Source organism: Flavobacterium sp. UMI-01 (assembly GCF_019656315.1).
Taxonomy (GTDB): domain Bacteria; phylum Bacteroidota; class Bacteroidia; order Flavobacteriales; family Flavobacteriaceae; genus Flavobacterium.
In genome coordinates, this window is record NZ_BPLU01000038.1 from 206,120 (window position 1) to 226,499 (window position 20,380).

Here is a 20,380-nt window from a genome sequence, read left to right on the forward strand (position 1 = left end):
ATTGAAAACGATCTCTCAATAGTTTTTATTTTTTTTAGAAAATTACTTTACGGTTAGTTTAATTGTTGTCAAATCTTTGGCTAAAGATGAAGCTCCAACTGAAATGGTAAAATCTCCTGGCTCGACCACTTTTTTCATTTCTTGATTGTAAATCGATAGATTGTCAAAATTCAATTCAAATTGAACCGTTTTGGTTTCACCTGCTTTGAGATGAACACGCTCAAAACCTTTTAGCATTTTGTTGTATCTTCCAACAGAAGCAAAATCATCCCTTATGTACATTTGTACAATCTCGTCACCATCTCGTTTGCCAGTGTTGGTCACTTCTACCGAAACTGTTGTTTTTCCGTTAACAGCAATGGTCGGCTGAGCCAATTTTAAATTTTTATATTCAAAAGTGGTATAACTCATTCCTTGTCCAAAAGCAAATAATGGTGTTTTATCAGCAAACTTATACAACCCTTTTCCTGAACCTACAAAATCAGGTTTCTCTAAATAAGTAACCGGAATTTGCCCTACCGAACGCGGAAAAGAAACGGTTAATTTCCCTCCTGGATTGTTGTCTCCAAAAATAGTTTCAGCAATCGCCTCACCTGATTTCATGCCTAAATACCAAGTTTCTAAAATCGATGGAATTTTTTCAGCTATAAAATTGATGGAAAGTGGACGACCATTGATTAGAACAGCTACAATTGGTTTTCCTGTTTTATGAATTGCTTCTACCAATTCGTTTTGAACCCCAATTAAATCTAAATTATCTCTATCGATTCCTTCGCCACAAGTAAGAGAAGAACCACCAACGGCTAGAATAACCACATCTGAATTTTGAGCTGCTTTTATTGCCTCATCAAATCCAGCTTTAGAATCCGTATATAAATCACAACCTTTGGCATAATTTACTTTTATATCCTTCCCTACTTTATCCTTAATCCCTTGTAAAACCGAAACATAATAAGGAGCTGCACCTGTATAGCCTCCTAACAAAGGAAACTTTCCATTTGGCAATTTGTTTTCATCAGCATTTGGCCCAATTACCGCAATGCTTTTGATTTTGTTTTTATCCAATGGCAAAAGGTTGTTTTCATTTTTCAACAATACGATTGCTTTTTTGGCAATTTTCAAGGATACTGCTTGACTTTCAGGCTTACTAACTAATTTATCTGGATAGGTTTTTCCTAATGTTTCAAACAAACCCAATCTGTATTTAGCCGTTAAAACTCGGCTCACACTTTGGTCAATATTTTTAATAATCGAAGGGTCTCTTTTAAGCGCTTCTTTCAAAACGGCATTTGTATAAGTGGACCATTCCAAACTTTTACCAATTACCAAGTCCATATCGACTCCTGTTTTCAATCCTAAAATGGCAGCGTCTACTCTGTCTTTAGCAATCGAATGCATGATATTTAATCGCAACACATCGTTATTATCTGAAACGATAAAACCATCAAATCCCCATTTATCGCGCAACAATCCTTGTAAAAGCGGTTTGTTCATGTGCATAGGAATACCATTAAAATCTTGATGTCCTGGCATTAGCGAACCTACTTTGGCTTCTTTTACAACAGCTTCAAAAGGTGGCAAATGAATTTCATACAATCTTCTTTCGGACATATCACTAAAACCTCCATTGATACCACGACGGTTTTCAGGATAGCCTACAAAATGTTTGGCCGTAGCCATAATATGATTTTTGTCAAAACGTTCTTTACCCGTTCCTTGAAGTCCGTTTACAAAGGCAACACCCATTTTGGAAACTAAAAAAGGATCTTCGCCATAAGATTCTTCCACACGTCCATAACGAGGGTCACCCGTAATTACATCTAAATTAGGCGAATAACAATGCGTTAAATTAGCCGCTCTGGCTTCTAAAGCAATATGCGTAGTCATTTCCTGAAGCAATTTCGGTTCCCAAGTAGAACCCAAAGCAATCGCTTGCGGATACACGGTGGCATTGTCTAGCCACAGGCCGTGCAAACATTCACTGTATTTCATCATAGGAATACCTAAGCGCGTGTTTTCAGGAGCATCTTGCGTTAATTGTTCTATTTTTTCGTCCAGCGTCATTTTTCCCAATAGTACTTTGACCTTGGCAGCAATTTCAGTATTCAATTGCTGTGCAAATCCTGCTTGAACATGGGCTACTACTAGCACAAAAAAGAATTTAACAAATAACGAATGTGATTTAATCATTGTAAATAATATTAATAGTTTTAGTCCACTCTATTCTAATTTCTAAAATTAGTGTAGGTCGTTCAAATAGTTGTCCTGCTTTATCGGTATAGAAAATCTAACAAACCTAAATGGGTTTTCATTATTACTTTTTAACTATCCCCGGAGCTATTTTGAAATGGATGTTTTTTTGATCTTCAGGCCATTTTTTAATGGTTAACTGTTGGCTCATTTCATCCCAAACAAAGTCCGAACCGGTCGCTTTTGTATTGTTTTTTACTACTTGAAGTCCTTCTTTTTTAGTAGGATCATAGGTTAGTATCATGGCATCATCACAAAAAATGGTAAATCCATCTGGATAATGCCTATTGGCTCCCACAAAGACAACCGAAGTTCCCTTGTTATTATCTGATTTTAAATTAACATGTAGCGTACGGGTGGTAAAATCAAATTTGAATTTCAAAATATCTCCCGCAATCGTTTGGGGATAAGGTCTTGCAATGATATCAGTAATGTACTTACGTTCTACCGTTCCGACGGCATTTTTGTCACTAAAAATGGCCCAGGTTGAAGGTCCTTCTGATAAAAAATTTTGCATTTTTGGATTTCCAGAAAACCAAGCTTTAATGCTTCCTACCCCCATTTCATCAAAAACTTCGGCGGTACGCATATACAATTCGGTATATTTAAGCTGTCCAACCTTTCCACTAATAAGGGTATCTGTTTTGGCAAAAGTAGGAAAACCCCATTCTCCTATAAAAATGGGAGCATTTAGCATGGTCGATTCGCGATCAAAACGTTCCATCACAGGTTTTACCAAATCCATATTGCTCTGGTAAATATGGGGTGCAAAAACCACATTTTTCCGATTAACAGGCGCCGTAATTTCAGCATATTGATTGTTGTCCATCCCTTCTCCTTTATTCATAAAAATGGACTGAATCAACACTTTTTTATTTGGATTTATTTTTTGACTTTCATCTATGATTTTTTGGTACAACGGCACTAGGTATTTTGCAGTCAAATCATCGTATGAAATATCCATCGTAAGTTTTCGCGGTTCGTTCACCACATCATAACCAAGCACAAAATTTTCGTTTTTATAGCGGTTCCAAATTAACTTCCATGCATCTATATAGGTTGTATGTTCCTTTTTTTTATTCAGCCAAAATTGCTCCCATGAAAAATGCTCCACTCCATAAACGGTCATTTTAAAAACCGTTTTAATCCCTTGTGCTTTGGCTAGATTGACAAGTGTGTCTAATTTGAGTAAATAATTGTTATCTACTTTGGCTCCTTGAAATGTACTGAGTTTCCCTAATTCCAGTCGGATTACTTGAGAATTAGCACCCATTCGCACCATTCGCAGATAATCATCAGCGGTAAAATTACCATCATTAGTCACCACCACATACCCTCTAGGGATAACATGCCTGCCTTGTTCGTCACGCAAACCGTGTTTGATTTGGGAAAAAGCCGAACTCATTCCTAAGCTGAACATCAAAATTAAAAGGGTATTTTTCATGTTTATTTTTTATTTAATTAACCCTTAATCGGGTTTGCTTATCGCTGATTGTTATTTTTTAATTTGAAAAGATTTGGAAACCGAATAATCTCCAGTTCTATTAACTTCATCCCACAAACGTACTTTCCAGTAATAGGTTTTTCCCGATTCTAATGATGAACCATTGTAGGCAATATTTGTAGCTTGTATTTTACGCACTTCTTCGCTGTTCCAAACGTCTCCAATATTTTGGTTGAGTTTATCTAAAGAGCTTGAAACTAGAATTTGATACGCTTGTTGTTTGGCAATTTGTTTCGGTACAGTCCAGCTAAATTGAACCAAGTTCGCATTCGCTGTTTTATCTTTTGTATTTTCTCCAAAAGTCACTGTTAATCCAGAGGCTAATCCAGAATAAGGGTCGTTATTTTTTGCAATTAAAGCATCACATTGGGCACGCAATTGCTTCAGTACTTTTTGATACTTTTTATCTTTTGCAAGATTTGTTAGTTCATTAGGATCATTTTGTAAATGATACAATTCCTCTATTGATTTATCATTCACGTATCGGAAATATTTCCATTCATTCGTACGAACACCTTCACTTGGCGGAATATTTTTAAACTCCCATAAATGTTCAATTAAAATAGCATCACGTTTTAAATTGGAACAAGACGAATTAATTAACGGCACTAAACTTTTGCCATCCCAAGAAGCAGGTTGTTTTACACCTGCCATATCCAAAATAGTAGCAGGTACATCAATATTCAACGCCATTTCTTCCACATCTTTATGTTCTTTTATACGTGGATCGTAAATCATCAAGGGCACTCTAATCGAATTATCATACATTAACCACTTACCCGCCAATTGTCTTTCGCCCAAAAAATAACCATTATCGCCCATGACAATAATAATGGTATTGTCAGCCAAACCTTTCTTTTCTAATTCTTTTCGGATTTTGGTAATTTCCATATCCACTCCAGCAATCATTCGGAAATAGCCTTTTACACTGTGTTGGTATTTTTCTGGAGTATCATATCGCCACGTCCATCTCAAACGGTTATAACCATCTTTGACTATTTGAGGCAATTTATCAAAATAGGTTTTGTCCGAAAATTTAGCATCGGGAACGGTAGTATTCGCAAGAACAAAATCTTGTTCTTTATCCCAAAAATATTGGTCTTTGGCAGAATCATGAGCATGAGGCGCACTAAAACTCAATTGCAAGCAAAAAGGCCTGTTCTTTGGAGCTTTGTCTATAAAATCCAAAGCTTGTTGCCCCGTATAACGCGTTAGATGCACCGTGTCTTTTCCGATTGTCTTGTAATAATAACCACGTCTGTCATGAAAAGATGCTTTGCGGTCGTAATCATCATATTCGTTATATAACTCATCTAAATGCTTGTACTTTACACCAAATTTCCCAAAAAGTGCCGTGTAATAACCTGCTTCTTTTAGCACTTTAGGAAAAGCTTCTTGCATGTATTCCTGCTTTATTTCACTCGATGTAAAAGAGTAGCGATGCGTTCTTTCATACAGTCCACTAAAAATACTCGCTCTACTGGCAGCACAAATTGGTGTGGTGGAAATCGCATTTTTAAAATAAACTCCTTCTTTAGCTATTTTATCCATTTCGGGCGTGTAGGCCAATGGATTTCCTGCATAACCAAGAGCATCAAAACGCTGGTCATCTGTAAGAATAAAAATAATATTGGGCTTTTTTTCCGCTGCATGCTTATGCTGCCCCACAACCGTCGTGGTAGTAAAAACGAAAAACATTTTTAAAAATACGACTGCAAAAAACTGTATTCTTGTCATTAAATCACTCATTTATAATTTGAAAAAATTAGGAAGTTAGTAGCTATTTTTTATCCAAGAACAAATTAAAACATCTACTAAAAAAAATCTATCCTGAGCTATACTGCAATAGACAACAAAGTTTAGCTTAACATTTTCTTGTTGTTAATTCCTAACGGTATTTGGTATTGACAAAAATAATGGGTAAACAGGTTTTAAAAGTACCAAAAAGGGATACAATCGTCCTTTAGCAACAATCACAGGAATAGTTTCTTATTTTTTCAAGTCCTAAAAGAGACTAATTATCAAAAGTTTACAAATTTCATCTATGATTTTTAAAAAAAAGCGAGGAATGTTCAATAGCCATTTGAAGTTTTTATTCTATTAAAACACAGCAGAAGATAAAAGTTTAAAATTCTTAAATTTTAAACGTGTTCTAAAATATTGTTATTTGTACTAATTTTTTCAAATCTTCGATAAAATGGTTCGAGATTTGTTCGGTTGTGGCTACTAGCAAAAAAGTCCGTTTTCTTTCGAAAACGGACTTTTTTATGTTGTTTTAACCATTTTTAACAAGTTAATAAATACAAATTACTAACGAAGAAATTAGCAAAGTTGCAAAACAACTGAAGCTTGTTCCTGATGAATCTGGAAATATAGAATTGTATAATAAATTCTGGACGTATAATCTGCATTTAAAAATGAATATACCGCTCCCCCGTTAGTTGTCTATGCAGATTTAATAGGTACCAGTAATAACAGAAATATAGAATCTGCCAAAATCATTTTAGAAAATGGATTATAAACCATCAAGTGAAAAACTGGAAAATCCATTATTAAAAAAACTGTTAGACTAACTAATTCAAGTATTTCTAAAATTGGAAATCAAATTTCTGTTATCGGAGCAACAGCAAGAGATATCATTATGGAGCTTCATGGAGAAAGATCAGGCAGAAGAACTCAAGACATAGATATCGCTATAGCTATTGATAAATGGGAGCAATTTTCAACTATTGAAAAAGAAATAATACAACTGCCTAACTTTAATAAAGATCTCAAACAACAACAAAGTTTTTTATATCTGAAAGATTTTCAATTAGATATCGTTCCTTATGAAGGTATTGCAACTGCCGAAGACAAAATCTTCTGGCCACCAGATCAATCCTTAGCAATGACGGTACTTGGCTTTGAAGAAGCTGAAAAAGATTTGTTAAGAGTTAAAATAGATGAAACATTAAAATTGACGTTGTTTCTTTAGCCAGAATTTTCATTTTGAAATTGGTTGCTTGGAAAGACAGACATCATATAGGCAATAAAGATGCCGATGATATGGGATTTATTCTATTGAACTATCTCAATATCCACCAAGAAAGAGCTGTTATGGAGTACCACGAAGAAGTGTATAAATTAGAAAACTTCTCCATCACTAAAGCTGGTGCTGCTCTGTTAGGTTTAGATATCAACATACTCTTATCTGATAACAAAACCAATAAAGCTAAATTAAAAGCCATTATCGAAACAGAGATAAAATTAAAAGAAAACAGTATTTTATTCAACCAAATACTCGAAACAAACCACATTAAATTTGATGATATCCTGGATTGTTTTCAAATCCTTAATCAAAAAATAAAGTAATTGATTAATGCAAATACAACAGTTAACAGGGAAAGGAAAAATAGAAAGTAACCAAGATTTTATCTGTGTAAACAAATTAGAATCTGGCTTTTCCTTTTTTCTGATTGCTGATGGTATGGGAGGTTACGAAAAAGGTGATGGAGCGGCAAAGATTGCTGTTGAAAATATTTTCACATTTCTTAACCATATTACACATATAAACGAACAAAATATACAACAAGCTGTTCACAAAGCTAATTTGGAAATCAAACAATTCAATACCAAAAATAATATTAAATCTGGCGCTACAATAGGTGGTGTTATTATAGAAAAAGATACTATTCATATTTTCTGGGTTGGGGACGTTATGGTTTATCAAATAAACAAAAACGAAGTTTTGTTTCAGACAAAAAGCCATACTCTAGTAAATAGCCAACTTGAATCAGACAATTTAAAAGAAGATAAATCTTTAGATAAATATAGACATATTGTAACCAAATCTATTTCTGGAAAATCATCTGAACTGAACATTGGTTATCAATCCAAAACATTTTCTAAAGCCCAATCATTCATCATATGTTCCGATGGTCTTCACAATGTAATTTCTATCGAGCAACTTCTCATATTTATCAATTAAAAAAACGGTTTACAAAAATTGGAACATCAAATTCTTAAGGAAGCACAAGATAATTACTCAATTATTACCATAACATTCTAGTAGTTTTGAAAATTAAAAAATGAAACACGAATCTCAACTAAACCACTCTGCACTGAAAGTGCAGAGGTTTGTTTGACGAGGGACTGAAAGTCCCTCATTTCTTTCATTCGAGAATGAAATTTGAATTATCATCATTATCTTTTCTTCTGTGATGCTCCAAATATTCATTTACCATTTTGTCAGTTATATTCCCAGTACTCCAAACTCCATATCCACTTGCCCAAAAATGTTGACCCCAATATCGTTCTTTCAATTCAGGAAATTCCATCTGTAATTTTCGAGACGTTCTCCCTTTAAAACTTTTTAAAATGGAACTGACATTCTGTTTGGGGGCATATTCAATATGCATGTGAACATGATCAGAACTTACAACTCCTTTTAAAATTTCAATTCCTTATGCTTCACAAATTTGTATCAAAATTTCACGGCAACGCTTTTGAACATCGCCTTTCAATACTTTATACCTATATTTAGTAACCCAAACAACATGACATGTTAATCTGCTTATGTTATGCGAACCTTTTCTTAAATCTATAGCCATAACCTAAAGATATAGATTTTTTCGCATTACTAAAATACTTCAATAAATTGCAGGGTTTTAGATCCGAAACTGTGACCAATAAAATAAAATTTCAGTAGGTGATTTCCATCAACAGCCATAGACAAAAAAACTGGAACTATTTTTCTCAGTCAATATAGTTTTAGCGGGGGACTGTAGAGATGTAGCAACATCACAATTCTGTTTGTGTCTCCATGTGTTTGATGCATAAATTTGATCCCAATTCTTTGCCCACGATTCGGTTTTGCTATGAACACGCCCAACACACTCTTGAATGTCCAATTCTAGTTTTCTAAGAGGCCCTGTATTACAATTTTGTTTAAAAAATATCCCAAACGTAGAAGACATAATTGTCTTATTTGCCTGCATTCTACATTCATAGTACTAACCTTGTTTCGCAAGTGCTTTTGAGCGTATAATTGCACCTCCATGAGTAAATACAGTATTATTTACTGTTTTAGGAGACGCGAATTTTTTAACGGTGACGTTCAAATTGCCATTGCTCACTGTAACGTTTTCAGATTCAAATAATCCAGGGGCTCTCCCAATGCAATTAAATCCATCTGTTGCTGGGTTTCTGTGCCATTTATTATCATCGAAAGTAGTACCATCAAATTCATCGGACAATTCACTAACCTTAGTCCATTTTTTTATCAGATGGAGTTGGGTCAATTCCAATAAAATAAGGTTTATTGTTAGCAGGTGGATTTCGCGTTACAATAACATCAAAGCTACAAGTCGCTAGGTTACCGGACCATCTTTTGCTTGAAACGTATTGGTTGTTGTTCCAATAGGAAACATAGCACCAGAGGTCAATCCACTAGTTTTTGTAACCGTTACAGCGACATTGTCAGTAGCAGTTGGAACAGGATAATCTACTCTAACTTCACTCTCTGTTGAGGCAATAGCAACAGTAATGTTTCCCTGATAATTTATGACCGGTTTTTCAGTATCCACTACAGTGTCTTCTGTGCCACCACAAGAGGTGTTAACGAGCATCAAGAATATAATTGAGATGAAAATTAATTTCTTTTGTATCATAATCTTTTTTTTTTAGTTAATAATCAATTTATTAGGTGTTAAAAATAGCCTTATTAACGCGTAGGAAAGGAAACAGATAGTTTGAAAAGTAAAACATATGTTTTTTATTTTTTTTAATAAACAAACCAATATAAAGTTTAAGTGATTGTATAACGTAGGGCAAAATATTTAACGTTATGAGTAATAAATTAATTATGTACTAAAATCTTGAATTTACTTAAGAAAAGGGGACTTACTATTATTACATTCTCATCACAAACAAAATTTATAATTCTAAAATCATTTTTTCAAATTCAAGAAAATGATTTAAAGCGAAATAAAAGAGGTCGTAATTCGAGTGTAGACTACACCATAAAGTTAGACACTATTTGAGGGCAGTTCAGCAAATCACGACCTTTTTAAATTAAAATAATTTCTCTATCTCAGTAATAGGATGGAATTGAGATAACTATACTTACAAATGATTAGTAACCTATGTTAAAACTATTATTTATAATACAAACCCACTTAAAAAAAAAGGCTCAATCACAAAACGATCGAGCCTTTTCCAACTAACTAAACAACCAATATTTAATAATTATTTTGAGTCAAAATTTTATTCGACAAATCAATTTGAGTTTGCGGAATTGGCATGACTTCATTTTTATTTTCTACAAAACCAAGAGGTGCTAAAATAGTTTTAGCTCTTCCTGTACGAATCAAATCTTGAAAACGTAAACCTTCACCGGCCAATTCTACTCTTCTTTCATGATAAATGGCATTTAATAATGGCTGACCATTCAATGTTAATGGTAAATCAGGCACAACTGTAGGGAGAGCAGTTCCTCTGGCACGTGTTCTTACCTTATTAACATATTGTACAGCTGTAGCTGGATCGTCTTTGTAGATTGCTTCAGCATACATCAAATAAGCATCAGCCAATCGGATTAAACGAACATTTTGATCACTATTAAGTTGCCCTCCAACGGTTGGAATAGAATATCCGCTAAAAGGTTTCCAAGCATATTTTTTATTATAATGTCCTGTCCCATATACTCTAGTATCATCAAAAATGAATGCACTTAACCTAGGATCATTTGGTTCATATTCATCAACTAAATTCTGCTTAATTTGAGAGAAACCAAACCCTTGACCATCTGTCGTTCTTGGCATCATTTGTTTTGGAACAGCTGTCCCTAAAGCACTCGTATTTGAAGAATAATTAATTTCAAAAACAGACTCTTTACTCCATTCCCCTAGCGGTTGAAAAATGGTATTTAAAGCAACTAATTCATAAGGCAACTTGAATAATTCCTCGCCGTATTGTTTTACTTTATCCATCTTGTTTTGATATAAAGAAACTCGCATCATAAATCCTAGAGCAGCACCTTTGTCTGCATGTCCCTGATAAGAGGATGGCTTAGTAAATCTTGAAGGCAAATCTTGAATCGCTTTTAACAAGTCTTGCTCAATAAATGTATAAGTATCCGCTTTACTAGCTCTAGGAATATTCGCTTGTTCATAAGGCAATGGCTTATCGTACAAAGGAACTCCTCCGAAAAAAGTAACTAAGCTAAAATTGTAATAAGCGCGTAAAAAATATGCTTCGGCAGCAATTTCTTTCTTTCTGTTAGCATCCGTAAAAGTCACTTTATCAATATTATCTAAAACTAAGTTGGCGTACAAAACACCTCTAAAATTAATATCCCAACGAAAGTTCAAATATGGATTATTTGTCGTCAAAGTATATTCTTGTTTTTGTAATAAAAAAGGAATATCCGCTAAACTTAACCCACCTTTTTCGATATCATCAGTTCCGATGTCTCCCATAAATAAATCAGAAGACCAAACTTGTCCAAAAGAAGTATATTGCTCACGCATAGGGTTATAAGCAGCTGTTAAAGCTTGCTCCATATCAGCAGGTGTTTTATAAAAGTTTTCAACCACTGGCGAACCGAAAGCATCAATTTCTAAATAATCCTTACTACAAGATGCCAATCCTATTACTAAAACAACTGAAAAGTATCGTATCGCTTTTATAAATTTATTATTTATATTTTTCATAATTTTCTATTTAAAAATTCATATTTAGTCCCAAAGAAACCGTTCTCACAGAAGGATACCTTCCTCTATCAATTCCAATATCCAATGGACTATTTTGAGAATTATCAATTCCTACTTCTGGATCAAGACCGTTATATTTAGTGAATGTCAACAAGTTTTGAGCAGAAACATAAAATCGTAACTGATCTAAAGCTATTTTATTACTAATGTCTTTGGGTAAAGTATACCCTAATTGAACATTTTTTAATCTCAAATAAGAACCGTCTTTCACATATCGACTCGAAGTTCTTGAGTTGTTTGCTTGACTAGCAAAAGAAGCCCTTGGAATAGAATTAGAAGTTCCCTCACCTGTCCATCTTCCTAAATAATCAACATTAAAGTTTGTAGACAAGTCCCCCATCAAATCATAATCACTGGCATTAAAAATTTTATTTCCTTCACTTCCTTGAAAAAAGGCAGATAAATCAAATTGCTTGTAATCAATGTTTAGATTGATACCATACGTAAACTTTGGTAATGGTGAACCTATAAACGTTCTATCAGCATCATTAATAATTCCGTCGTCATTTTGATCTTTGTATTTTACATCTCCTGGTTTTGTACCTGGTAAATTTGGATAAGTACTAATTTCATTTTGATTTTGAAAAAGACCAATCATTTCTAGTCCATAGAAAGAAGCCAATGGATGTCCTGCTTCGGTACGGCTTACATTAGCAATACCTCCTTGTGCATTACCTGTTTGGAAAACAGTTCCCTCTGTAGCAAGTTGGAGCACTTTATTTTTAATAATCGCAATATTACCTCCTATATTAAATGAAAAATCTTTAATTACTTTTTTATAATTTGCAGTAAATTCAAAACCATCATTTTGAATATTTCCCGCATTCGTAAAAGGAGTATTTCGATAGCCAGAAGAAGATAAAATTGGAGTTGGCATTAACATATCAGTCGTGTTTTTAATAAAATAATCAGCCGTGAAGGTGATTGAGTTATTTAAAAATGCTAAATCAAGTCCGATATTTTTAGTAACGGTAGTTTCCCATTTCAAATTAGAATTTCCTGGTGTTAAAGGCGCTACCCCAACTGTTGTTGATTCTGTGGGTCCGAAAGGATAATTAGTACCAATATTTAAAGTATTATAAATGGCTGAGTTTGGGATATCTTGATTACCCGTTTTTCCCCAACCTAAACGAAACTTGAATTGGTTAATAGCTTCAACATTGAAAAATTTTTCTTTGTGAATATTCCACGCCAATGCTAAAGAAGGGAAATTTGCCCAACGGTTATTAGAACCAAAACGAGAAGAACCATCTTTTCTAAATGTACCTGTTAGTAAATACCTATCATCATAATTATAATTGAATCTACCAAAAAAAGACAACAATCTTGATTCAGAAATATCTCCGCTATTAGTTGCTGAAGAGATAGAACCAGCACTTAAAGTTGGATTGATAACACTCGGCGGAATATCATTTCGAGTGGTATTAACATTATTGAAATTTAATTCTTGAACCTCTTGTCCTAACAAAGCACTTATGCTATGTTTTTTTGCTAAAGTTACATTGTAATTCAACGTATTAGACATTACATAAACTCTATTTTCGCTTCTATTTAAAGTATAAGTACTTAGTGCCGAATTAATAATGGAGGATACAAAATAAGCAGGAACAAAATTATCTACTTTGGTATTGTTGATTTGTAAACCCAAATTGGATTTAAATTTTAATCCATTAATAATATCAACATCCAATGAAACATCCCCTAAAAAGCTTTCTTTAATCGAAGGAGTATTCACATAAGTAGCAAAAGCAAGTGGATTTGCAACAATGGAATTGTATTTGGATATACCAAAAGTCCCATCAGGATTGTAAATAGGAGATACTGGATCATTCAAATATCCTAAAAATGCTACTCTACTAGTTGAATTTCCAAACTCGGCAACACTTCTAGTTTTGGCTTTTGAATATTGAATATTATGCCCCAATTTAACTTTTGGAAGAATTTGATAGGTATTGTTTACTCTAAAATTAATTCTATTATACGAAGAATTAACAACAATACCCTCTTGATCGATGTATCCAAACGAAACATAAAAAGTTGATTTATCGGAACCACCTGAAGCTGAAAGTTGGTGACTTTGTATATTAGCTGATCTATATACTAAATCTTTCCAATTATAAGATGGCAATGATGAAGGGTTAACTAAGTCTGGATTCAATGGACGACCATCATTTGCCAATCCTTCATTAAATAAAGTAGCCCATTGCTCAGCATTCATCACTTTTAAATTATCAATACGTTCTTCTATTCCAGCATAATTAGTATAGGAAATCGTTGTTTTTCCTTTTGTACCACTTTTGGTTGTGATTAATACGACACCATTCGCACCTCTAGAACCATAAATAGCGGTAGCCGAAGCATCTTTAAGTACTTCAATAGATTTAGCATCCTCCATATTAATACTAGAAATATCACTAATAGGAACACCATCTACAATATACAAAGGGTCAGCGTTATTTACTGTCCCAAAACCACGAACTCTAACTGTGGGAGTAGAACCTGGTGCCCCAGAACTTTTAGAAACAGTAACACCTGCCATTCTTCCTTGGATTGCTTGAGCAATAGAAGTGTTTTGAGTTTTATTTAATTCTTTGACATCTGCAGAAGATACAGAACCTGTAACATCCGACTTTTTTATCGTTCCATACCCAATGACAACCACTTCGTCTAAGGTTGCTGCATCACTCTGCAGAGATACATTTATAGTCGTTTTACCTGCTATGGCAACTTCGGTAGATTTTAACCCTAGATAAGAAAACACTAATATCTTAGCAGATTCAGGCACTCCTAAAACATAATTCCCATCGATATCTGTTGTAGTTCCGATGGTTGTCCCTTTGACTAGTACATTTGCGCCGGGAATTGGCATGCCATCAGCATCTTTCACTGTTCCCTTGATGGTGATTTGCTGTATGATGTTATCATTACTAGCAACATTGTTTACTTCATTATTTTCTTTTAAAATAATTTGCTTGTTTTTTACTTTGTATGTGATATTTGAATTTAAAAATATTTTATCCAGTATATCTTTAAGTTCTTCATTTTTCACATTAATAGATACTACTCTATCTCCATTGATTTCTTCATTGTTAAATAAAAATTTAAACTTAGTATCTTTTTCAATTTTTTCTAAAAGAGTGGCAATCGTAACATCTTTTAAGTCATAAGTCAGTTTTATGTTTTGAGAATAGGTTTTTGCATTAGTTGAACAAACGGTAATAAGTAGCAATAAAATTGTTAGTTTAAAAGCTAAATTAAATCGAATAAAAAAAGACAAACGGTGTCTTTGACTAATATTTTTTTTCATAAATTTTTTGGTTTATTTGATAATAGTAAGTAATGATTCATCATTTTCAATCGGTATTTCTCATTGGCAATTCTTTTTTTAAGGTTGGTTAATAGTGATTAATTTATCTTTTATTTCAAATTTGAAATATTTATTCTCTGCAAATGAATTGAGCGCTTCTTCAATCGTTTCTACATCAAATGAAGCAGTAAACAACTCTTGATTAAGCTCTTGGTAATTGTTTTTGATTTTTACATCATAATGACGTTCTAATTTTTTGATAATGTTGCCAAATTTTTGATTTTTGAAAACAATCCGCCCATCAATCCAGCTGGTATAAATATCTGTATCTACCTGTTTTCTTTTTATACCTGCCGTTTTAATCCACCAGTTAGCCCAATCTCCAGGAGAAAGTCGTGCCACTTCTTTTGAATTATCTAACGAAGAACTAAGACTAACCGAACCTTCTACCAATACTGTCGTAATGGAAGGATCTTCAGGATAGGCAGAGACATTGAATTTCGTACCTAGAACAGTAACATTCATCTGTGCAGTTTCAACAATAAAAGGATGTTTTTTGTCTTTAGAGACTTCAAAATAGCCTTCTCCAATAAGATTCACTTTTCGTTTATATCCATTGATGAATTTAATTGGAAATCTAAAAACAGAACCTGAATTAAGGTGGACTATGGTACCGTCTGAAAGGGTGATTTCAAACTTTTTACCATAAGGAATAGTCAATGTATTGTAGATTAATTTATCAACGTATTTAATGCCTCTAAAATCTAATTTAGTTTCACTTTTAGCTCCCAATGTCTTTCCATTAGCATCTTTAATCCCGTAAATCATATTTGAAGACAAAACCTGAACATCCCCGTTTTCAGATTGTAAGGTAATTTCGTTAGATGGTAGTATAACTGATTGTTTTGTCAGAACAAAAGTATCTACGACATAACCTAAAACTAATACTCCAACAAATACAGCAGCATACCTTAAGAAACGTTTAGAGAATAATTGCAATTGATTGCGACGGGTTTCTTTCTCATATTTACGGATTACTTTTTGCCAAGCTAACTCTGGGTTTACCGATGCAATTTCAGCTATAACTTCTTTTTTGTTTTTTAGCTGTTCCAACTTGGTAAAGAAATCAAGATTCTTTTCAGACTCTTGCAACCAAGTATCAAAGAAACGTGTTTCCTCGGGAGAAAGGTTTTGATGGTGTAGTTTTTTTATAATTACATCGATTATTTCCATAGGTCCTATCTTAAATCTAATGACTAGTATTTAATATAAAGACCCAAAACTTCGATATCGGGTAGTCGTTTTTTTAAAAAAAATATTTTTTTAGCAAAAAAAATATAAACCTTTAAAAATCAACACTTTTCACTATGTAAATCGTGCATCTATTTTTTAAAATATAATATTTCACCTAAGGATATAGATTACCCCCAGATATTTTTAAGAAGAAACAACAGCAAAATACTTATCTCAACCATTTCGATTCGCATTTTCTTATAGGCTGATTTAATATGGTATTTAACGGTGTTGATAGAAATATTCATGGAATCTGCTACAAACTGATATTTTTCTCCTTCGATGGCACATCTAATAAAAATGCTTTTTGAAGGTTGTGGCAACTGCTCTAAGGCTTTATGTAGTAATGAGGTTTTATCTTCGACAACAGCTGTTTCGTCAGCTGAAAAATAATTTAAATCGGCTTCATTTAATGAAACAAATTTTTGTTGTTTTTTTATTTTTTTTAAACAACTATTCTTAATCGCTATGATGATATAGGATTTTAAATTAAGGATTTCATCCGTTTTATTTCGTACTAAAATTTTAGCACATACGTCTTGAACCACTTCTTCTGCCTCATCTCTATCTTTCAAAAAAGAGAACGATAAAAAACACCATTCTTTATAATGTAATAAAAAAAGTTTCTCTAAATCATTATGAATAGCGTGTTCCATTATACATTATTCTTTTTATCAAAAAAAGGATCAAAGTAGTCCCTTTCTATATTTACATTTAGATTGTTGTATTAGGTCTCAATAATTGGGTAATTATAAAATTATACCTAACTGACAACTTTATTTGAACATTTGATTTTGCTTGTGATACAAATGTTTTTTTGTATTTAAAATGTTAGAATAAAAGCTTATTCTCATGGTTTTTGAGGTTATAAAGCATCCAAATTTGTGAATCGAATAATTTGTAATCAAACAAATGAATTTCAGATACCACTTGGTTTTAGTTTATAAAAAAATAAAACCATCATTGTTAAAAAAACTGCCCGAAAATTACTTTTCGGACAGTCTCAATAAAATAAATATATAAATAAACAAAATGTTTACCTTTTACATAGCTCCGTTTCCGAATGCTACAAAGATGATTCCTGCCACCATACAAGCTAATCCTGCATAAAGGAAGTTTCTGGCCTTAGCCGAAGCGTTAATCCATTCCTTAGTAACAATTCCACTCATGATAGCAGTAACCACACAAGAGGTATTGAAAATGGCATAACCTACTGTGTTTCCACTGTTTCCTAATTTGAAAGCAGCAAAAGCAAACAAGGCCGATGCAGCATAATGAAAGACTGCCATGACCAAAATCAAGAAAAAGTTTTTTCCAAAAGCGGGAGTGGTAAAATCGCCCCAAGCTTTCTTAGCCGATAATTGCCAAACAAAATAAGCCGTCATCACGATTCCACCACTAATAAAAATAGGGAACATTACCGCTACAGCTGTAATCCAATCAGCGTTTCCTTGAGCTTGACAAGCTTCATGTAAATAAGGACGACCAACTGCATTGGCATAGCTAAATCCTGTAGCCAATAAACCTCCAACTACTGCGATTAAAATTCCAGTTGTCATTGAAGCTTTATCGGTATTGTCTTTATCTTTATTTTCAAAACTTTCACGGATGTATCCTGCTTTACCATTGGCAAAAATTCCAATAAGTACAATGAATAATCCCGTTAGAATTAAGGTTAATTTGTTAGTTGGCGGTAACCCTTCCACAATAAAAGGAAGCAAAGAACCTACTAAAATTACAGTTCCAATGAATAATGAAAAACCTAATGAAAGTCCGATGTAATTGATGGCTTTACTCCACATCATTACTCCTATTCCCCATAGGAAACTAGCTAATCCCATTTTGATTAAAATATCTGTTGGCATGTCGCTAAAAATAGTCGAAAACCCGTTAATCAATGTAATAGATGCAATTATAGGCACTACAAACATGGTCAATAAAAAGAACAAACTCCAAGTGTTCTCGTATTTAAAATCCTTCGTAAATTTTTCAGGTAATGCATAGAGTCCTAGCATTAATCCAGCGAATATCGCTAGTAAGATTCCTTCAATCATAATTGTGTATTTTTGGTTGTTAATGTATTGCTAATCATTTGAATTTAAAGACTGTTGTACTTGTAAACTCTTCACCAGCTTTAGTAATGCTGTTTGGCGAATGGCTTATGTTAGGACCGTTGGGATAACGATGTGTTTCACAACAAAACCCACGATATTTTCCATATTGTTCACCATTTTCTCTTTGAATATCGTTAGAAGTATATTTTCCAGTATATAATAACATACAAGGCTCGGTGGTGAACACTTCTAGTTGAAGATCATTCGATTCATTGGCAATCAAAGCCACACGATTCAGTTGTGCTGTAGGATTATCAAAAAGGTAAAAATGTTCAAAACCATCATTCATTGCCTGGTGTACATCGCCAATTCTTTTAGGTTCTCTTAAATCATCAGCTGCCCCTTCTACATTCACAATTTCACCAGTGGCAGCTCCTGTTTCATCTAATTGTAATCTTTGGTTAGAAAATAACTGAACCGAATGATTTTCGACAGTATCTGCAAATTTTGACAAATTGAAATAGGTGTGATTCGTTAACGATAAAGGCGTATCCTCTGTAGGTATTGCGGAATAATCGATACGCAATTCGTTAGCATCTGTTAAGGTAAATGTAACTGTTGTATTAACATCGCCAGGAAAACCTTCTTCTAAATTTTCACTCAACAAAGTCATTTTTACTGAAGCAACAGCGTTGGAATCTATGATTTCAGCATTCCATATTTTTTTATCAAAACCTACTTTACCACCGTGTAAATTGTTCTCACCGCAGTTTTTAGCTAAATTGTATTGTTTTCCATTCAATTCAAAACTAGCGTCTTTAATTTGAGAACAATAGCGTCCGATGGTTCCTCCAAAATAAGGGGCATTAGCCGTATAAGCCTCAGAAAAATACCCGTCAAGAGTATCAAATCCACAAGCTATATTCTCTAGTTTTCCTTCTTTATTAGGAATCAGTATAGAAGTAATGGTAGCTCCATAATTTGTTACTGTTACTTCTGTACCATTGGCATTTTGCAAACGAAACAAATGAATGTCTGTATTGCCTATTTTGCCGAAATTGGATTGGGTTGCCTTCATGGGGTTTCTTTTTTTTTGGTTAGTTAACATCTTATTTTTGCTCATAAGGAGCTAGTTTTTCCCAGTCAAAAACAACTCCTGTTCCAGGATAATCCGGAGCAACAGCTCTATGATTTTCTACGACCAATGGACGTGTTGTGTATTGGTCAATAGGGAAACTATGTACTTCTAACCAACCCGAATTAGGCTGTGCCGAAACCAAACTTACGTGTAGTTCTTGCATACCGTGTGAACAAGCGGGTATGTTATGTTTGTCTGCCAATCTAGCAGCAGCTAACCAACCTGTAATTCCCCCACAGTTAGAGGCATCTGGTTGAATAAATGATAATTTGGCTTGGTCAAAAGCATACTCAAATTCGTGATTGGTATGTAAGTTTTCACCCATTGCTAATGGGAATCCTGTTTGGTCAACAATTTCGCCATAACCTTTATAATCGTCTGGGATGATTGGCTCTTCAAACCAAGTAATATCGTATTGTTTGAAACCTTCGATTGCACGGATCGCTTTTTCTTTAGACATCGAATAATTAGCATCCACCATAAAAGTCACGTCTGGACCTACAAATTCGCGAACGGCTTTGATGCGCTCTAAATCTTCCTCTAGGTTTTCACGCCCAATTTTGATTTTCACCGCTTTGAAACCCGCATCCATATAGCCTTGCATGTTGCGCAAAAGTTTTTCGATAGGAAATTGCAAATCGATTCCTCCGCAATACGCTTTACAAGTATTTCCTTGTCCACCAGCCATTTTCCATAAAGGCTGTCCAGCTTTTTTACATTTGATATCCCATAACGCAATATCTATGGTTGAAATAGCAAACGAGGCAATTCCGCCACGACCTACATAATGTACATGCCATTCCATGAAATCATAAATTCCATCAATATCAGTTCCATCTTTACCTACTAAAACCGAAGCAAAGTCGTGTTCTAGCATCGCTTTTATCGCATACCCCCCTTTACCACCAGTATACGTATATCCTGTTCCTTCAGAACCATCTTCAAGGGTTATGGTAGTTGTTACCAATTCGAAATGAGAATGATCTCCGTGCTTTGCATCGTTTAAAATCTCTGGCAATGGCACTTTAAACAATTGGACTTTTACATTTTTAATTGCTGTATTCATCTTCGTCTATGTATTTT

At 33.8% G+C, this 20,380-nt stretch carries 15 protein-coding genes and 2 pseudogenes; 4 read left to right on the forward strand and 13 right to left on the reverse strand.

What is annotated here, in order from left to right; genetic code table 11:
- Positions 1 to 42: 42 nt before the first annotated feature.
- From K5R64_RS11550 to K5R64_RS11560, 3 genes are all read right to left on the reverse strand, one after another.
- Positions 43 to 2,190, reverse strand: a complete 2,148-nt coding sequence (locus K5R64_RS11550) for a glycoside hydrolase family 3 N-terminal domain-containing protein (RefSeq protein ID WP_220763609.1) — start codon at positions 2,188 to 2,190, stop codon at positions 43 to 45.
- Positions 2,191 to 2,314: 124 nt separating this feature from the next.
- Entirely contained in the window at positions 2,315 to 3,694 is a 1,380-nt protein-coding gene (locus K5R64_RS11555; RefSeq protein WP_255580359.1) for a cellulase family glycosylhydrolase, read from the reverse strand.
- Between the two features lie 51 nt (positions 3,695 to 3,745).
- Positions 3,746 to 5,491 (reverse strand): sulfatase-like hydrolase/transferase, encoded by a 1,746-nt coding sequence (locus tag K5R64_RS11560; RefSeq protein WP_255580360.1) that lies wholly within the window; start codon positions 5,489 to 5,491, stop codon positions 3,746 to 3,748.
- Between the two features lie 685 nt (positions 5,492 to 6,176).
- On the opposite strand from K5R64_RS11560, the pseudogene K5R64_RS17315 reads away from it, so the two are divergent.
- The 4 genes and pseudogenes from K5R64_RS17315 to K5R64_RS11580 form a co-directional block, all read left to right on the forward strand.
- A pseudogene (locus K5R64_RS17315) lies at positions 6,177 to 6,275 on the forward strand (type IV toxin-antitoxin system AbiEi family antitoxin); the annotation flags it as partial.
- Positions 6,276 to 6,395: 120 nt separating this feature from the next.
- A complete protein-coding gene (locus K5R64_RS11570; protein ID WP_220763611.1) occupies positions 6,396 to 6,728 on the forward strand; it encodes a hypothetical protein in 333 nt (110 codons plus the stop codon).
- Between the two features lie 14 nt (positions 6,729 to 6,742).
- Positions 6,743 to 7,105, forward strand: a complete 363-nt coding sequence (locus K5R64_RS11575) for a hypothetical protein (protein ID WP_220763613.1) — start codon at positions 6,743 to 6,745, stop codon at positions 7,103 to 7,105.
- A 7-nt stretch (positions 7,106 to 7,112) separates the two neighbouring features.
- The gene (locus K5R64_RS11580) at positions 7,113 to 7,721 is read left to right on the forward strand and encodes a PP2C family serine/threonine-protein phosphatase (protein ID WP_220763615.1); all 609 of its coding nucleotides are present in this window, start codon (positions 7,113 to 7,115) and stop codon (positions 7,719 to 7,721) included.
- A gap of 184 nt (positions 7,722 to 7,905) precedes the next feature.
- Here K5R64_RS11580 and tnpA read toward each other — a convergent pair.
- The 10 genes and pseudogenes from tnpA to K5R64_RS11630 all read right to left on the reverse strand — a co-directional run bounded on the left by tnpA (position 7,906) and on the right by K5R64_RS11630 (position 20,363).
- A pseudogene (gene tnpA, locus K5R64_RS11585) lies at positions 7,906 to 8,343 on the reverse strand (IS200/IS605 family transposase).
- A gap of 402 nt (positions 8,344 to 8,745) precedes the next feature.
- Complete coding sequence (locus tag K5R64_RS11590) at positions 8,746 to 9,039, reverse strand: hypothetical protein (protein ID WP_220763617.1); 294 nt, start codon at positions 9,037 to 9,039, stop codon at positions 8,746 to 8,748.
- A 63-nt stretch (positions 9,040 to 9,102) separates the two neighbouring features.
- Positions 9,103 to 9,402, reverse strand: a complete 300-nt coding sequence (locus K5R64_RS11595) for an HYR domain-containing protein (protein ID WP_220763619.1) — start codon at positions 9,400 to 9,402, stop codon at positions 9,103 to 9,105.
- Between the two features lie 570 nt (positions 9,403 to 9,972).
- Positions 9,973 to 11,445, reverse strand: a complete 1,473-nt coding sequence (locus tag K5R64_RS11600; protein ID WP_220763621.1) for a RagB/SusD family nutrient uptake outer membrane protein — start codon at positions 11,443 to 11,445, stop codon at positions 9,973 to 9,975.
- A 10-nt stretch (positions 11,446 to 11,455) separates the two neighbouring features.
- Positions 11,456 to 14,812 (reverse strand): TonB-dependent receptor, encoded by a 3,357-nt coding sequence (locus K5R64_RS11605; protein WP_220763622.1) that lies wholly within the window; start codon positions 14,810 to 14,812, stop codon positions 11,456 to 11,458.
- A 78-nt stretch (positions 14,813 to 14,890) separates the two neighbouring features.
- Positions 14,891 to 16,045: a FecR family protein gene (locus tag K5R64_RS11610; protein WP_220763623.1), complete on the reverse strand. Its 1,155-nt coding sequence runs from the start codon at positions 16,043 to 16,045 to the stop codon at positions 14,891 to 14,893.
- A gap of 188 nt (positions 16,046 to 16,233) precedes the next feature.
- Positions 16,234 to 16,761: a sigma-70 family RNA polymerase sigma factor gene (locus K5R64_RS11615; RefSeq protein WP_220763624.1), complete on the reverse strand. Its 528-nt coding sequence runs from the start codon at positions 16,759 to 16,761 to the stop codon at positions 16,234 to 16,236.
- Between the two features lie 387 nt (positions 16,762 to 17,148).
- A complete protein-coding gene (locus K5R64_RS11620) occupies positions 17,149 to 18,159 on the reverse strand; it encodes an L-rhamnose/proton symporter RhaT (protein WP_220763625.1) in 1,011 nt (336 codons plus the stop codon).
- A gap of 34 nt (positions 18,160 to 18,193) precedes the next feature.
- A complete protein-coding gene (locus K5R64_RS11625; RefSeq protein ID WP_220763626.1) occupies positions 18,194 to 19,237 on the reverse strand; it encodes an aldose epimerase family protein in 1,044 nt (347 codons plus the stop codon).
- A gap of 31 nt (positions 19,238 to 19,268) precedes the next feature.
- Positions 19,269 to 20,363 (reverse strand): mandelate racemase/muconate lactonizing enzyme family protein, encoded by a 1,095-nt coding sequence (locus K5R64_RS11630; RefSeq protein WP_220763627.1) that lies wholly within the window; start codon positions 20,361 to 20,363, stop codon positions 19,269 to 19,271.
- Between the last annotated feature and the right edge of the window lie 17 nt (positions 20,364 to 20,380).

Excerpts from the sequence above, each read along its gene's own strand:
- K5R64_RS11550 (WP_220763609.1), bottom strand. The coding sequence starts at position 2,190 with ATGATTAAATCACATTCGTTATTTGTTAAATTCTTTTTTGTGCTAGTA.
- K5R64_RS11555 (WP_255580359.1), bottom strand. The coding sequence starts at position 3,694 with ATGAAAAATACCCTTTTAATTTTGATGTTCAGCTTAGGAATGAGTTCG.
- K5R64_RS11560 (WP_255580360.1), bottom strand. The coding sequence starts at position 5,491 with ATGACAAGAATACAGTTTTTTGCAGTCGTATTTTTAAAAATGTTTTTC.
- K5R64_RS11570 (WP_220763611.1), top strand. The coding sequence starts at position 6,396 with ATGGAGCTTCATGGAGAAAGATCAGGCAGAAGAACTCAAGACATAGAT.
- K5R64_RS11580 (WP_220763615.1), top strand. The coding sequence starts at position 7,113 with ATGCAAATACAACAGTTAACAGGGAAAGGAAAAATAGAAAGTAACCAA.
- K5R64_RS11595 (WP_220763619.1), bottom strand. The coding sequence starts at position 9,402 with ATGATACAAAAGAAATTAATTTTCATCTCAATTATATTCTTGATGCTC.
- K5R64_RS11600 (WP_220763621.1), bottom strand. The coding sequence starts at position 11,445 with ATGAAAAATATAAATAATAAATTTATAAAAGCGATACGATACTTTTCA.
- K5R64_RS11605 (WP_220763622.1), bottom strand. The coding sequence starts at position 14,812 with ATGAAAAAAAATATTAGTCAAAGACACCGTTTGTCTTTTTTTATTCGA.
- K5R64_RS11610 (WP_220763623.1), bottom strand. The coding sequence starts at position 16,045 with ATGGAAATAATCGATGTAATTATAAAAAAACTACACCATCAAAACCTT.
- K5R64_RS11615 (WP_220763624.1), bottom strand. The coding sequence starts at position 16,761 with ATGGAACACGCTATTCATAATGATTTAGAGAAACTTTTTTTATTACAT.
- K5R64_RS11620 (WP_220763625.1), bottom strand. The coding sequence starts at position 18,159 with ATGATTGAAGGAATCTTACTAGCGATATTCGCTGGATTAATGCTAGGA.
- K5R64_RS11625 (WP_220763626.1), bottom strand. The coding sequence starts at position 19,237 with ATGAAGGCAACCCAATCCAATTTCGGCAAAATAGGCAATACAGACATT.
- K5R64_RS11630 (WP_220763627.1), bottom strand. The coding sequence starts at position 20,363 with ATGAATACAGCAATTAAAAATGTAAAAGTCCAATTGTTTAAAGTGCCA.